Source organism: Streptomyces sp. NPDC043896, from assembly GCF_056435605.1.
The window spans coordinates 71,892-85,472 of sequence record NZ_JBWKEE010000006.1 but is presented as its reverse complement, the minus strand read 5'-3'; the positions used below and the strand labels follow the sequence as shown (position 1 = coordinate 85,472).

The window sequence follows — 13,581 nt, the reverse complement described above, 5'->3', positions numbered from 1 at the left end:
CACCCCTCGGACGGGTAGGTGCTCTCTGCACCTTTCCCCGTTAGGCTGCCGCCACCCGCCACCCCGCCACCGAAGGAGGCGCCCCCATGCGCCCGAGCACCGCCGCCGCCGCTCTGCCCGCCTTCGCCGCGCGCGCCGCCGCCGTGGGCGGCTCCCCCGTACGCGAGATCCTCGCGCTCACCGAACGCCCCGGGGTGATCTCCTTCGCCGGCGGCCTGCCCGCCCCGGAACTCTTCGACACCGAGGGCCTGCGCGCGGCCTACGACACCGCCCTGACCGGCGCCGCTGCCGCCCGCGCCCTCCAGTACTCCACCACCGAGGGCGTCCCCGAGCTGCGCGCGGCCGTCGCCGCCCGGGCCGCCGCGCGGGGCCTGGACACCTCCGCCGAGGACGTCCTCGTCACCACCGGCTCCCAGCAGGGGCTCACCCTCCTCGCCTCCACCCTGCTGGAACCCGGCGACACGGTGCTCGTCGAGGACCCCACCTACCTGGCGGCCCTCCAGTGCTTCGGCCTGGCCGGAGCCCGCGTCATACCCGTGCCCTGCGACGGGCAGGGCCTGCTCCCCGACGCCCTCGCCGAGATCACCGCCCGGGAGCGGCCGAAGCTGCTCTACACCATCCCCACCTTCCAGAACCCGACCGGGCGCACCCTGCCCGGCGAGCGCCGGGCGGAGGTGGCCCGCGTCGCGGCGCGGCTCGGGCTGTGGGTGGTGGAGGACGACCCGTACGGGGACCTCCGCTACGAGGGCGCCCACCAGCCGTGGATCGCCGCGCACCCGGGCGCCGAGGACCGCACCGCCCTGCTCGGCAGCTTCTCCAAGGTCATGGCGCCGGGGCTGCGCCTGGGCTGGCTGCGCGCCCCCGCCGCCCTGCGCCGCGCGGCGGTGGTCGCCAAGCAGGCGGCGGACCTGCACACCTCGACGGTGGACCAGCTGGCCGCCGCCCACTACCTCGGCGCCCACGACCTCGACGCCCACGTCGCCCGGGTCCGGGACGCCTACCGCACCCGGCGCGACGCCCTGCTGGCGGGACTCGGCGCGGCGCTCCCGGCCGGCTCGGAGTGGAACCGTCCCGAGGGCGGCATGTTCGTCTGGGCGCGCCTCCCCGCCGGGCACGACGCGGGGCTCCTGCTGAAGTCCGCCGTCGCCCACGAGGTGGCGTACGTGCCCGGGGCGCCCTTCCACTCGGGCCCCCCGGACCCGCGCACGCTGCGGCTGTCGTTCACCACGCACACCCCGCGGGAGATCGCGGAGGGCCTGGACCGGCTCCGGAAGGCGCTCTCCTAGGCCGGGCTCAGCCGTACAGTTCCTCGATCTCGGCCGCGTAGCGCCGGGCCACCTCCGCGCGGCGCGGTTTCAGCGTCGGGGTGAGGGTCCCGGCGCCGACCGAGAGTTCCTCGTCCAGGACCCGGAAGGCACGGATGCGGGCCGGGCGGGAGACGGTGGCGTTGGCCGCGGCGACGGCCTCGGCCACCAGGGCCCGTACCGCCGGGTGCGCGGCCGGGGCGGGGCCGAGGTCGAGGGCTTCGCGGGCCGCCCAGGCGGTGACCTCCTCCGTGTCGAGGGTGATCAGGGCCACCGGGTGGGGCCGCCGGTCGCCGATCAGGACGGCGCGCGAGACGAAGCGGGAGGCGGCCTGGACGGCGAACTCCACCTCGGTCGGGGTGATGTTCTTGCCGCCGGAGGTGATGATCAGCTCCTTCTTGCGGCCGGTGATGGTCAGGAAGCCGTCTGCGTCCAGTGCGCCCAGGTCCCCGGTGTGCAGCCAGCCGTCCGCGTCCAGGGTGCCGGCCGTCGCCGCCGGGTCGGCGTGGTAGCCGGGGAAGACCATCGGCCCCCGGGCGAGCACCTCCCCGTCCGGGGCGATGCGCACCTCGCAGCCCGCGACGGGCCGGCCGACGGTGCCGTACCGGACGGCGTCGGGGTGGTTGAGGCTGATCACCCCGGCGGACTCGGTCATGCCGTAGCCCTCGAACACCCGTATCCCGCAGGCGCGCAGGAAGTCCAGGGTGGCGGGGGCGATGGGGGCGCCGCCGGTCAGGGCCCACTTCAGCCGGCCCCCGAAGGCGGCCCTGACCGGGGCGTAGAGGGACTCCTCCGCCGCCTCCCACGCCGGGCGCAGCTCCGCCGGCAGGGCGCCGTCCGCCGCGAGCACGCCCAGCCGGACGGCCTCCTCGAAGCGTTCCCGGCCGCCCTCGCGGCCCTCGGCGAGGCCCCGCACCACCGTGTGGACCTTCTCGAACAGCCGGGGTACGGACGGCAGGTGGGTCGGCCGGGCCTCGGTGAGCTCGGCGAGCACGTCCTCGACCCGGCCCCCGAAGTAGCACAGCTCCCCGCCCTCCAGCAGGGTGGTGAACTGGATCAGCTGCGCCAGCAGGTGCGCCAGCGGCAGGTACAGGTACGTGGAGTCGCCGGGCCCGCCCTGGACCAGCGGGAGGGTGGCGTCCTGGACGGCCCCGAGGTTCCCGTGGGTGAGCCGGCACCCCTTGGGCGGGCCCGTGGTGCCGGAGGTGTAGACGATCGCGGCGTCCGCGTCGGGGGTCACGGAGGCGGCCCGTGCGGCGAGTTCGCAGGCCTGGGCCGCCGGAGACGCCGGGGGAGCCGGGGACGCCGGGGCCACCGCCGGAGCCGCCTGGGCCGCCGCAGACGCCGGAGCCGCCTGGGCGGCCGCCGGAGCCGCCGGGAAGTCCGCGTCCATGCGTACGACCGCCCGCAGCGCGGGCAGTTTCGGCCGCAGCGCCTCCACCCGGGCCGCCTGGGCGGCGTCCTCGCAGACGGCCGCCACCGCCCCGGAGTCGGAGAGCACCCAGGCCAGTTCCTCCTCCCCCGCCGTCGGGTACACCGGCACCAGGACCGCGCCCGCCGCCAGGATCCCGAGGTGGGCGTACGTCCACTCGGGGCGGGTCTCGGCGAGCACCGCGACCCGTTCCCCGGCCCCGACGCCCAGGGCGAGCAGCGCGCGCCCGGTCTCGCGTACGGCCGCGCCGAGTTCGGCGTACGTCCGGGTCTGCCAGCCGGTGCCGTCCGGCGTGCGGAAGCGCAGCGCCGTCCCGTCCCCGTACCTCTCCTCGGTCCACTGGGTGAACACCGCCAGCGTGCTCGGCCGACCGTCCATCGCATGCCCTCCCCGGATTGGTGACCCCCCGATGGTGGGCGCGCCCGGCGCCCGCCCGGCATGACCGGAAGCGTCACCCCCGCTGACCGCAGCGCTCATTGGGGCTACCGTCGGAGCATGGGGAGGCGGACGGTCACCGTGCACCACGTGCGTGCCGTGCTCGCGGGGGCGCGGCGCGGGGGCTTCGACCTGGTGCCGCTGCTCCAGGAGGCGCAGATCCCGCCGCTGCTGCTCGGCGACGACCGGGCGCGGGTCACTCCGGCGCAGTTCGCCCGGCTGTTCCGGGCCCTGTACCGGACCACGCAGGACGAGTTCCTCGGGCTGTCGGCCGTCCCGAGCCGCCCGGGTACCTTCGCGATGATGTGCCACGCCTGCCTGGGCTGCCGGGACCTGGGCGCGGCCGTGGAGCGGGCCGCCGCGTTCTACGGGCTGTTCCCGGGCGGGCCGGAACTGGCGCTGGAGACCGGGGGCGGGCAGGCCCGGTTCACCGTGCGGAACGACTTCGACGGGGACGAGGAGCGCTTCCTGACCGAGTGCGTCCTCGCGATCTGGCACCGGCTCGCGAGCTGGCTCGTCGGGCGGCCGGTCCCGCTGGTCCACGCCGCCTTCGCCTATCCGCCGCCGCCGCACCGGGACGAGTACGGCACGCTCTTCGACTGCCCGGTGCGGTTCGGGGCCGAGCGGACGGAGGCCGTCTTCGACGCGCGCTGGCTGACGGCGCCGCTCGTGCGGGACGAGGACGCGCTCGACGCGATGCTCCGCCGGGCCCCCTTCGACCTGCTCTCGCGCCCCGAGTACGGGACCACGGTCGCCGAGCAGGTACGCCGCACCCTGACGCGCCGGCTGCGCGGCTCGCCCCGGCTGCCCGGACTCGGGGAGGTGGCCGCGCTCCTGGCGGTCTCACCGGCGACGCTGCGGCGCCGGCTGGGGCGGGAGGGGACGTCGTTCCAGCAGCTGAAGGACCAGGTGCGGCGGGACGCGGCGATCGCGGGGCTGGCCGAGGGCGGCGAGCCGATCGCGGAACTCGCCGCCCGCCTGGGCTTCTCGGAGGACACCGCCTTCCACCGCGCCTTCCGCCGCTGGACCGGCACCACACCGGGCGCCTACCGCCTCGCCTCGGGCGGCTAGGCCGTGTCGTCGAACGGCTGTCGTCGAACTGCCGTCGTCGCGCGCGGGGCGGACGGAAGGGTGACGACAGGCCCGCAGGCCGGTCGCGGCGCGGCGTGAGGGGGGGTGGGTGGGCGGGTCAGGAAAGGTGAGCTGCGCGGTCAGCGACATGCCGACCGGTCGGTCACTACCTTCGCCTCACCTGCCCCCACACTTACGCACGTTGGGAGACCCACCCATGCGTCTGCGCAGCAGCACCGCCCTGGCCGCCGCCTCCGTGGCCGCCCTGAGCGTCTTCGTCCAGGTGCCCGCCTCCGCCTCCGCCCCCGCCCCCGCCGATGCGGCCGCCGTCGCCGGGGAGGGGGCCGTCGGCCGCCCCGGCGACGTCGTCAGCAGCGTCCCGTCCGCCTTCCACCCGCTGCCCGGCCAGCCCACCGGCACCAGGGCCTGGAAGGTGCACTACCGGTCGACCACCGCCGACGGCGCCCCGAACGTGGTCTCGGGCACCGTCATCGTCCCGCAGGACGGCCGCACCGGCCCGCGCCCGCTGATCACGTACGCCGTCGGGACCGTGGGCCTCGGCGACTCCTGCGCGCCCGGCAACAACCTCCCGCACGGCACTTCCATGGAGGCCAACCTCATCCAGCAGTACACCCAGCGCGGCTGGGCCGTCGTCGTCACCGACTACGAGGGCCTCGGCACCCCCGGCGTCCACACGTACACCGTCGGCCCCTCGGCCGGCCACGCGATGCTCGACGCCGCCCGGGCCGCCATCCGGCTGCCCGAGGCCGGGCTGTCCCCGGACGCGCCGGTCGGGATCGTGGGCTACTCCCAGGGCGGGCAGGCCGGCGGCTGGGCCGCCGAGCTGCACGGCTCGTACGCTCCCGAGCTGAAGGTGAAGGGGACGGCGACGGGCGGGGTCCCCGCCGACCTGATGAAGGTGGCCGCCTTCAACAACGGCTCCTACGGCTCCGGTCTGATCTTCATGGCGGCGGCCGGCCAGGACGCCGCCTTCCCCGAGCTGAAGCTCGACTCGTACCTGAATCCCGCGGGCCGGGCCCTGGTGGCCGGGATGAAGGAGAACTGCGTGGCGGTCGACGCCATCGCCGGCTCCTTCAAGCGGATCTCCGACCTGACCACCCGCGACCCGCTCGCGCAGCCCGACTGGCAGGCCCGCCTGAACCAGAGCCGGCTGGGCCGGACCGCCCCGGCGGCGCCCGTGCTCCAGTACCACGCGCTCGGCGACGAGCTGATCCCGTACGCGGTGGGGCGGCAGCTGCGCGCGGAGTGGTGCGCGCGGGGCGCGGACGTGCAGTTCGACACGATCGTGCTCGGCGAGCACGTCAGCGGGGTCATCACGCACTCCCTGACGGTCGGGAACTGGCTGGCGGACCGTTTCGCGGACCGGGCCACGCGTCCCGACTGCTGAGCCTCCGTTCCCCGGGCCACCGCCCCGCCGGGTCACTCCCCGGCGGGGCAGGAGCGCGTGCCGCCCGGCAGCTTCCCGCCGGTCAGGAAGTCGTCGGCGTAGCCGCGTACGCAGGCGGAGGCGGCGTAGCCGGTGTGCCCGTCGCCCTTGTAGTCGATCACCACCGCCGACCCGAGCCGGCGGGCGGTCTCCTCCGTCCACTCGTACGGGGTCGCCGGGTCCCCGCGCGTGCCGACGAGCAGCATCCGGGGCGCGCCCGGGCGGTCGATCCGGCGGATGAAGTCGGTGCCGGCGGGGCGTCCGTAGCAGGACAGTACGGTCATCAGCTGGCCCGGCCCGAAGACCGGCGAGGCGTGGTGGAACTCGGCCTGGAGGTCGCGGATCTCCTGCTCGACCGCCTCCGGGGTGGCCTTGTCGTTGCTCCGGTCGGGGTCGTCGGCGCAGTTCACGGCGGTGAGGGCGGCCGCGGCATTGTCCTCGGGGATCTTGGCGGGGCCCTCCTCGGGCGGCGCCTCGGGCGGGCCGGCCAGTGCGGCCAGCGGGGCGGGGTCGCCGTCGCGCTCGACGCGGGCGAGGGCCTCGGCGAGGTCCGGCCACAGGCTCCTGGAGTACAGGGCGGCCCCGATGCCGGCGACGGCGTCCTGGCCGGTGAAGTGCGTGCCGTCGGCCCCGGTCAGCGGCTGCCGGTCGAGGCGTTCGACCAGGGCCTCGACCTTCTCCCGGGCGGTACGGGTGTTGGTGCCGTAGACGCAGTCGTGCTGGTGGGCGCACCAGGCGAGGAAGTTCTCCAGGGCCCGCTGCTGCCCGCGCGCGGAGACCAGGGCCTGCTCGGCGATGGGTTCGGTGAGGGTGTCGACCCCGTCGAGGACCATCCGGCCGGTCTTCTTCGGGAACTGCGCGGCGTAGACGGCGCCGAGCCGGGTGCCGTAGGAGAAGCCGAGGTAGTTGAGCTTCTCGTCGCCGAGGGCCGCGCGGATGCGGTCCATGTCCCGGGAGACGTTGACGGTGCCGATGTACGGGAGGACGGGCCCGGAGTGCAGCGCGCACCGCTCGGCCACGGCCCGCAGGGCGGCCAGCTGCGAGGCGGCGTCGCCGGGCACGTCGTCTCCGGTCTCCTGGGAGCCGCCGCAGGAGACGGGGGAGCTGAGGCCGACGCCGCGGGGGTCGAAGGCGACGAGGTCGTAGCGTTCGCCGAGCTTCGCGAAGACCTTGGGGTCGGCGGCCAGGGAGGCGATCCCGGGGCCGCCGGGGCCGCCGTAGTTCAGCAGCAGGGAGCCGAGGGGCCTGCGGCCGGGGGCGGTGGCGGGGATGCGGGCCACGGCTATTCGGGTGGTGCCCTTGGCGGGGTCCGCGTAGTCGAGGGGGACGGTCACCTCGGCGCACCGCATGGCGTCGGGCACCCGCTCCAGGGGGCAGTCGCCCCACCGTAGGCCCGGGGCGGCCGGTGTCGCCGCCGCGGCCGGTGGTTCGGGGGCGCGTGCCCGGTCCGGATCTCCCTCGGGGGCGGGGGCGGGGGCGGCCGCCAGGGAGGCGGCCAGGACCAGCGCGCAGGCCGCGCCGGCGGCCGTACGGGGGCGGGGACGGTGGCGGCGACGGGGCATGCGCCCTCCTCGGGTCACCCCCCGGGCCGGTCGGCCCAGCCCACCATAAGCGGGCCCCGCCGCCCCCGCCCCTCGGGCGGCCGGGCGTGCGGTCCCCCGTACGGCGCGGGCCGTCATGCCGTGCGGGGTGTCCGGTACAGCGCGTCGATCTGCTCCGCGTGGTCCCGGGCGATGGCGCCGCGCCTGAGCTTCAGCGAGGGGGTCAGGTGCCCGCGCGCCTCGGAGAACTCCCCGGGCAGCACGGTGAACCGGCGGATGGACTCGGCCCGTGAGACCAGCTTGTTCGCCTCGTCGACCGCCCGCTGGAGCTCCGCCAGCAGCTCCGGGTCGGTGACGAGTTCGCGGATCGGCACGCCCTGCTTCTTGTGCATCTGCCGCCAGTGGGCCAGCCCGTCCGGCTCCAGGGTGACGAGGGCGGCGATGTAGGGGCGGTTGTCGCCGATGACCAGGCACTGGCCGACCAGGGGGTGGGCGCGCAGCCAGTCCTCCAGGGGCGCGGGGGCGACGTTCTTGCCGCCGGAGGTGATGATCAGGTCCTTCTTGCGGCCGGTGATGGTCAGGTACCCGTCGGCGTCGAGCTCGCCGATGTCCCCGGTGGCCAGCCACTGGCCCGGCTGGTGGGCGGCCACGTTCCAGTACCCGGCGAAGACGTGCCGGCCGCGCAGCAGCACCTCCCCGTCGTCGGCGATGCGCACCGCCGTCCCCGGCAGGGGCCAGCCGACGGTGCCGAGGCGGGGGCGCCGGGGCGGGGTGACGGTCGAGGCCGCCGTCGTCTCCGTCAGCCCGTAGCCCTCGAAGACGTCGACGCCGGCGCCCGTGTAGAAGGCGGCGAGCCGCCGCCCGAGGGGGGAGCCGCCGCTGAGGACGTAGCGCACCCGGCCCCCGAGGGCGGCCCGGATGCGGCGGTAGACGAGCGGGTCGTAGAGGGCGCGGGCGGCCCGCAGGCCCATCCCGGGCGTCTCGCCCTCGGCGGTCTCCCCGAACCGCTGCGCGATGCGCGCGGCCCGGTCGAAGGAGGAGGCGCGGCCCATCTTCTCGGCGGTGGCGCGGGCGGTGTTGTAGACCTTCTCCAGCACGTAGGGGATGGCGAGCAGGAAGGTCGGCCGGAAGCCGGCGAGGTCGGCGAGCAGCTCCTCGGTGGCGATGCTCGGCGCGTGTCCGAGCTTGACCCGCGCGCGCAGGCAGCCGACGGCGACCATCCGCCCGAACACGTGCGAGAGCGGGAGGAAGAGCAGGGTGGAGGCGGGGTCCTTGCTGACGGACCGGAAGACGGGGTGCAGGAGCTCCACGGCGTTGTCGACCTCGGCGAAGAAGTTGCCGTGGGTCAGCACGCAGCCCTTGGGGCGGCCGGTGGTGCCGGAGGTGTAGACGAGGGTGGCGACGGAGTCGGGGGTACGGGCGGCCCTGCGCGCGTGCACGAGGGCGTCGGGCAGGTGCTCCCCGGCCTTGACGAGCCGGGCCAGCGCGCCCGTGTCGAACTCCCACAGGTGCGCGAGCCCGGGGAGGTTCGGGCGTTCGGCGCTGATGAGGCGGGCCTGGACGGTGTCCTCGACGGCGCAGGCGACGGCCCCGGAGTCCTGGATGATCCAGCGGGCCTGGAGGGCGGAGGAGGTCGGGTAGATCGGTACGGTGACCAGGCCCGCGGCCCATCCGGCGAAGTCGAGCAGGGTCCACTCGTAGGTGGTCCGGGCCATGATGGCGAGCCGGTCGCCCTCGGCGAGCCCCTCGGCGATCAGGCCCTTGGCGACGGCGAGGACCTCGCGGGCGAACTCGGCGGCGGTGACGTCCTGCCAGACGCCGTCGCGGTCCTTGCGGGCGAGCACCGGCTCCCGGGGTGCCTCGCGGGCGTTCTGGAACGGTATGTCCCCGAGGGACCCGCTCGTCGCCGGCCCCGCGAGCGCCGGCACGGACACCTCGCGCACCACCCCGCCCACGATCGTCTTGACGGGCTCGGCAGGCTTCGGCGCGGCTGCGTCCACGGCGTTCTCCTCGGTCGTCGCGGTGTTACCGGCGGTAATGTACGCACGCCCCCACGCCCCCGACCACCCCTCGTACGCCATCTCCCCGCCGGCTCCACACCCCGTCGACGGCACGCACACGCCGGCCCCGCATCCCGGAACGCCTGCGTCGGCCGGCGCCCACCGGGCAGAATTCCGCACGGGCCCGTCCCCACCCCCCGAGGAGCAGCCGGTGTCGCCGTCACAGGAACTCGACTTAACGCTCACCCCCGCGCAGGCCGCCCAAGGGGCCCTCGTCACCGTCCCCCTGGCGACCGGCCCCCAGCGCCTGCGCATACCCCCGGCCCGCAACGGCGACCTCGTGCGGGCCCGCGTCGGCGAGACCGAAGTCCTGATCCGCATACGGGTGTCCGGCCCGCCGGCCCCGCCCCCGGCACCGCCGCAGCCGGCCCCGGCCGGGCGGAAGGGGGCCGTCGGGTGCGTGGTGGCGTTCGGGGTGGCGGCAGCGCTGATCATCGGCTTCGCCCTGGCCACGGCCGACTCCGACCCGGACCCGGCCACGGCGTCCTCGTCCTCGTCCTCCCCCACCCCGGAGTCGACGTACACCCCGTACACCCCGCCGACGTACGACCCCCCGACGTACAGCCCGCCGACCTACGACCCGCCGACCTACGACCCGGCCCCCACCCCGACCACGGAGGAGCCCCCGCGCCCCTTCGACACGGGCACGTGCCTCAACGGCCGGCTCCCGGACTCCACCACCGCGCAGACGGTCCACGGCGTCAAGGAGGTCCCCTGCTCGGCGGACGACGCCCACTACCGGGTCATCCAGCGCTTCCCCGGCACCCACGACATGAGCCGCTGCGACGAGAACCCGCGCACCGAGTACGGCTTCTCGTACCAGTACACGATCAACGGCAGCGTCATCAACGAGTACGTCTACTGCCTGGTCGGCATCGGCTCCTACTCCCGCGCCTGACCCTTCCGCGAAGCCCGCCGCCAGACCCGGACGGCCACTCCGACGACGACGGCGGCGACCACGCCCCCGACCGCCTCGGGGGGTCCCGGACCGGGACGCCCCGGGACGGACACCCACGCCGACCGGGCCGGATGCCCGCCCGCCGGGGACCCCCCGATCCGTCCCCGGGACGACCAGGGGGGAGATGCGCTCCGACACGGAGGCCTGGCAGCGGTGCGCCCTCGCCCAGCGCGACCACGCCAAGGCCGCCGCCGAGACCCGTCTGCGCTACGCCCTGCGCTGTCGCCGGTGTCCGTGAGTCCGCGGTCACGCGCTCGGCGCGTGGCCCCGCCCCGTGGCGGCCGAGGGGGCCGAGGGGGCCGAGGGGGCCGAGCCGTAGCGGGTGCCCCGTCGGCCTCCTACTCCACCCGGCTGCCGTACGCCCCCAGGCGCCCGCATTCCAGGGCCGTCGCCGTCACCGGGCGGTCCTGGAGGATCCGGCGAGCGCGGTGTTCGCCCAGGCTCGTCGCGTACCAGGGGGCGCCGGCCGCGCGGCGCAGGTCGGCTTCGATCGGCATCAGGGCGCAGGAGCGGCGGGGTTCGGGGAGGCGGTCCAGGTACGGGACGGCGTCCGCCGAGAGGTCGCGGAGGTACGCGAGGTCCAGCTTGCCGTCCTGCTCGTAGCGGGCGACGTTGTACTCCGCGATGATCCCGTCCGGCGACGCCAGCCCGAAGGCCAGTACGGCCGCCGCCGCGCTGCCGACCACCGCCCGGGCCAGCCAGCGGCCGCCCGCCACGCCGGCCGCCATCAGCAGCACGATGACCAGGCCCAGCCACAGTTCCATGGTCACCACCGACAGCCGCAGCCTCGTCAGCCCGTACGCGTCCACGTACAGGTCCATCCGGCGCACCGCCGACGCGACGACCACCAGGGTCAGCAGGCACAGCGTCCCCAGCACCGAGCGGACCAGCCGCCGGTCGCCGGCCCCGCCGCGAGGCGCCCAGCGCAGGGCGAACGCGATGACCACGAGGACGAAGAGGGTGGCCCAGAGCAGCTGCCAGAAGCCCTGGCGCGCGTAGGCGGCGTACGAGAGGCCCGTGCTCTCCAGCACCTTGTCGTAGCCGCCGAACAGCACGGCCAGCTGCACCGCGTTGAACCCGGCGAAGAGCAGGTTCAGCACGATCAGCGGCAGGCTCCACTCCACCCGCGAACGCGCCTTCCACTGCCGGGTCTTCACCCGGTCCCAGCGATGCGGGGCCGCGGCGGTGCGGGCGGCGGCCAGCGCCAGGACGGCGCCGAGCAGGAAGAGCAGGAACCGCAGCGGGCCGTCCCCCACCGAGACGTCGGGGACGAGGCCGCCGAGGAGGTCGGCGAAGGCCGCGTCGGCGGAGGCGAACAGTGCCCCGAAGACCAGGAGCAGCAGCACCGCCACCACGCCGGCCTTGACGACCGGCAGCCACCGCTCCCGGCCCGCTCCGCCGCCGCGCGCCCGGACGCCCGCCCAGGCCCAGCCGACTCCGGTGACGGCGCTGTCGAGGAAGCCGAGCGGGCCGAGCAGTACGCCGGGCCAGCGGCGGGTTCCGTGCAGGGCCAGCGCGGCCAGCAGCAGGGCGGCGAGGATCGCCAGGGTGGACGGCCAGGCGGAGTCCCGCAGCGCCGGTACGGCGAGCAGCGCCACGCAGCCGAGGACCCAGACCAGGCTCCAGGGGCGGGCCTTGCGCCCGGCCGCGCGGGCGGCGACGTACGCGGCCGCCATGGCGGGCAGCGCGGCGAGCAGCAGCCCGGGGCCCATGCCGTCGCCGAGGACGACGGAGGTGGTGAGCCCGGCGGCGAGTACGGCCACCAGGGTGGCGGTCTGGATCGGGGCGGCTTCGGCGGGCTTGATCCGCCGCCACATCGAGTTCGCCGCGCGCGCGGCGGCCTCCTGCTGGGCCTGCTGCCGGCGCAGCTGAAACTGCTGCATCTGCCAGGCGTGCCACGCGGCCGGGTCATGCCCGGGAAACCCGGGCGCGAACGGCGGAGCCGGAGGCGGGGGGACCACCCCCGGGGGCGTCGACCCCTGCCCAGTCGCGCCCTGCGGCTGCGGCGCCGGACCTGCGGGCTGCGCGCCCTGCGGCTGCGGACCCTGCGCCGTCCCGCCCTGCGCCGTCGCACCCTGCGGAGGCTGAACCTGCGGGGGCGCGCCCTGCCCAGGCGCGCCTTGCGGCGCCGTTGCCTCCGGCGGGCCGCCCTGGGCCGGTCCGGCGGCGGCGTCCGGTTTCGGCTGTCCGGCGTTCGCGGCGTTGTCGGCGGTCTCGGACATCGAGTCCCTCCCCCTGTTGCGGAGCGGCCAGCGTAGGCCCGCACCCCCAGGTTTTGAACACATTCAACTCGCCCTTGTGGCAGGACCGTGACAATCCCACCCCTAGGCTGCGCGGGTGAACACGCACCTCCCCACCTGCTCCTGCTGCGGTGACGCGCTCTCCGACGAGCGCCGCATCGACTTCGGCTACCACCTCCCCGACGCCGCCTTCGGCCTGCCCGGCGAGGCACTCCACCGGCTCGACGGCGTGCGCGCCCTGCTCCGCGCGGACGGCGTCGGCTCGTTCATCCGCTGCCTGCTGCCCGTCCGGCTGACGCACGACACCGAGCTGGTGCTCGGGATCTGGGTGCGGGTGGACGACGCCGTCCTCCGGGAGGCCCACGAACTGTGGGAGGAGCCCGCCTACGCGGAGTTCACCTTCCGCGGCACGTTCGCCAACCACATCCAGCCCTGGGGCGACGACCTGCTGGGCGCCGACGTCACCGCCGAGGTCGCCGACCCGGACGAACTGCCCGTCCTCGTCGGCGCACACCACCCCGCCACCGCCCGCATCCTGACGGAGGTATGGGACCGGGACGAGGTCCTCAGCCGCTTCCCGTACCCGCTCCCGGTCGACGTGCGCACCGACCTCGGCGACGGCTGGTCGGTGCTGCGCACCGCCGGGCTCACCGCCTCCTTCTCCGACGGCACCGACCACTACACCAGCCCGCACCGCAGCGCGGCCGTCAACCTGATGCAGGACGACGTCCCGGGCCGGGCCCCGGCCGACTTCCTCACCGCCATCCTGTCGGGCGCCCCCGACACCCGCCCCGCCCAGCGCGCCCGCGAGGCGACGCCCGACGGCGGAGTGCGGTACGCGTTCTGGCTGACCCCGCAGGACACCGGCCGCCCGCGCCACGAGTTCCACGGGTTCGCCGTCCACCCCTCCGGGAGCGCCGTCGGGGTGTTCTGCGCCCACGAGGACCCCGCCGACCTGGCGTGGGCCCAGGGGATCTGGCGCTCGCTCGGCCGTACGTCCTGACCGGCGCCGCCTCCGCCGCCCACGCCGCCTAGGGCCTGTCGTCAAACTTCCGTCTGCCCCGCGACGCCTGGCACGCGCTCTCGCCGCACC

General features: G+C 75.8%; 9 protein-coding genes. 5 read left to right on the top strand and 4 right to left on the bottom strand.

The features are described from left to right. The first annotated feature begins 86 nt into the window (after positions 1-86). Positions 87-1,286 carry an aminotransferase-like domain-containing protein gene (locus AC069X_RS10625; protein ID WP_478727176.1) on the top strand — a complete coding sequence of 400 codons (1,200 nt, stop codon included), beginning with the start codon at positions 87-89 and terminating at the stop codon, positions 1,284-1,286. Between the two features lie 7 nt (positions 1,287-1,293). Here AC069X_RS10625 and AC069X_RS10620 read toward each other — a convergent pair whose 3' ends face one another. Further along, a complete protein-coding gene (locus tag AC069X_RS10620) occupies positions 1,294-3,114 on the bottom strand; it encodes an AMP-dependent synthetase/ligase (RefSeq protein WP_478727174.1) in 1,821 nt (606 codons plus the stop codon). 117 nt (positions 3,115-3,231) lie between these two features. On the opposite strand from AC069X_RS10620, the gene AC069X_RS10615 reads away from it, so the two are divergent. Together AC069X_RS10615 and AC069X_RS10610 are read left to right on the top strand one after the other, a co-directional pair. After that, positions 3,232-4,242: an AraC family transcriptional regulator gene (locus AC069X_RS10615; RefSeq protein ID WP_478727172.1), complete on the top strand. Its 1,011-nt coding sequence runs from the start codon at positions 3,232-3,234 to the stop codon at positions 4,240-4,242. Positions 4,243-4,459: 217 nt separating this feature from the next. Next, complete coding sequence (locus AC069X_RS10610; RefSeq protein ID WP_478727170.1) at positions 4,460-5,650, top strand: lipase family protein; 1,191 nt, start codon at positions 4,460-4,462, stop codon at positions 5,648-5,650. A 32-nt stretch (positions 5,651-5,682) separates the two neighbouring features. Here the strand turns inward: AC069X_RS10610 and AC069X_RS10605 are convergent, their stop codons facing one another. Then, the gene (locus AC069X_RS10605; protein ID WP_478727168.1) at positions 5,683-7,251 is read right to left on the bottom strand and encodes an alpha/beta hydrolase; all 1,569 of its coding nucleotides are present in this window, start codon (positions 7,249-7,251) and stop codon (positions 5,683-5,685) included. Between the two features lie 113 nt (positions 7,252-7,364). After that, a complete protein-coding gene (locus tag AC069X_RS10600; RefSeq protein ID WP_478727166.1) occupies positions 7,365-9,311 on the bottom strand; it encodes an AMP-dependent synthetase/ligase in 1,947 nt (648 codons plus the stop codon). A 130-nt stretch (positions 9,312-9,441) separates the two neighbouring features. On the opposite strand from AC069X_RS10600, the gene AC069X_RS10595 reads away from it, so the two are divergent. Further along, positions 9,442-10,188: an LppU/SCO3897 family protein gene (locus AC069X_RS10595; protein WP_478727165.1), complete on the top strand. Its 747-nt coding sequence runs from the start codon at positions 9,442-9,444 to the stop codon at positions 10,186-10,188. Positions 10,189-10,586: 398 nt separating this feature from the next. Here AC069X_RS10595 and AC069X_RS10590 read toward each other — a convergent pair whose 3' ends face one another. Next, a complete protein-coding gene (locus tag AC069X_RS10590) occupies positions 10,587-12,131 on the bottom strand; it encodes a DUF4153 domain-containing protein (protein WP_478727163.1) in 1,545 nt (514 codons plus the stop codon). A gap of 454 nt (positions 12,132-12,585) precedes the next feature. Between AC069X_RS10590 and AC069X_RS10585 the strand changes: the two genes are divergently transcribed. After that, positions 12,586-13,491 carry a DUF2199 domain-containing protein gene (locus AC069X_RS10585; protein ID WP_478727161.1) on the top strand — a complete coding sequence of 302 codons (906 nt, stop codon included), beginning with the start codon at positions 12,586-12,588 and terminating at the stop codon, positions 13,489-13,491. Positions 13,492-13,581: the final 90 nt, after the last annotated feature.

Excerpts from the sequence above, each read along its gene's own strand:
- AC069X_RS10620 (WP_478727174.1), bottom strand. The coding sequence starts at position 3,114 with ATGGACGGTCGGCCGAGCACGCTGGCGGTGTTCACCCAGTGGACCGAG.
- AC069X_RS10590 (WP_478727163.1), bottom strand. The coding sequence starts at position 12,131 with ATGCAGCAGTTTCAGCTGCGCCGGCAGCAGGCCCAGCAGGAGGCCGCC.
- AC069X_RS10615 (WP_478727172.1), top strand. The coding sequence starts at position 3,232 with ATGGGGAGGCGGACGGTCACCGTGCACCACGTGCGTGCCGTGCTCGCG.
- AC069X_RS10610 (WP_478727170.1), top strand. The coding sequence starts at position 4,460 with ATGCGTCTGCGCAGCAGCACCGCCCTGGCCGCCGCCTCCGTGGCCGCC.
- AC069X_RS10605 (WP_478727168.1), bottom strand. The coding sequence starts at position 7,251 with ATGCCCCGTCGCCGCCACCGTCCCCGCCCCCGTACGGCCGCCGGCGCG.
- AC069X_RS10600 (WP_478727166.1), bottom strand. The coding sequence starts at position 9,311 with ATGGCGTACGAGGGGTGGTCGGGGGCGTGGGGGCGTGCGTACATTACC.
- AC069X_RS10625 (WP_478727176.1), top strand. The coding sequence starts at position 87 with ATGCGCCCGAGCACCGCCGCCGCCGCTCTGCCCGCCTTCGCCGCGCGC.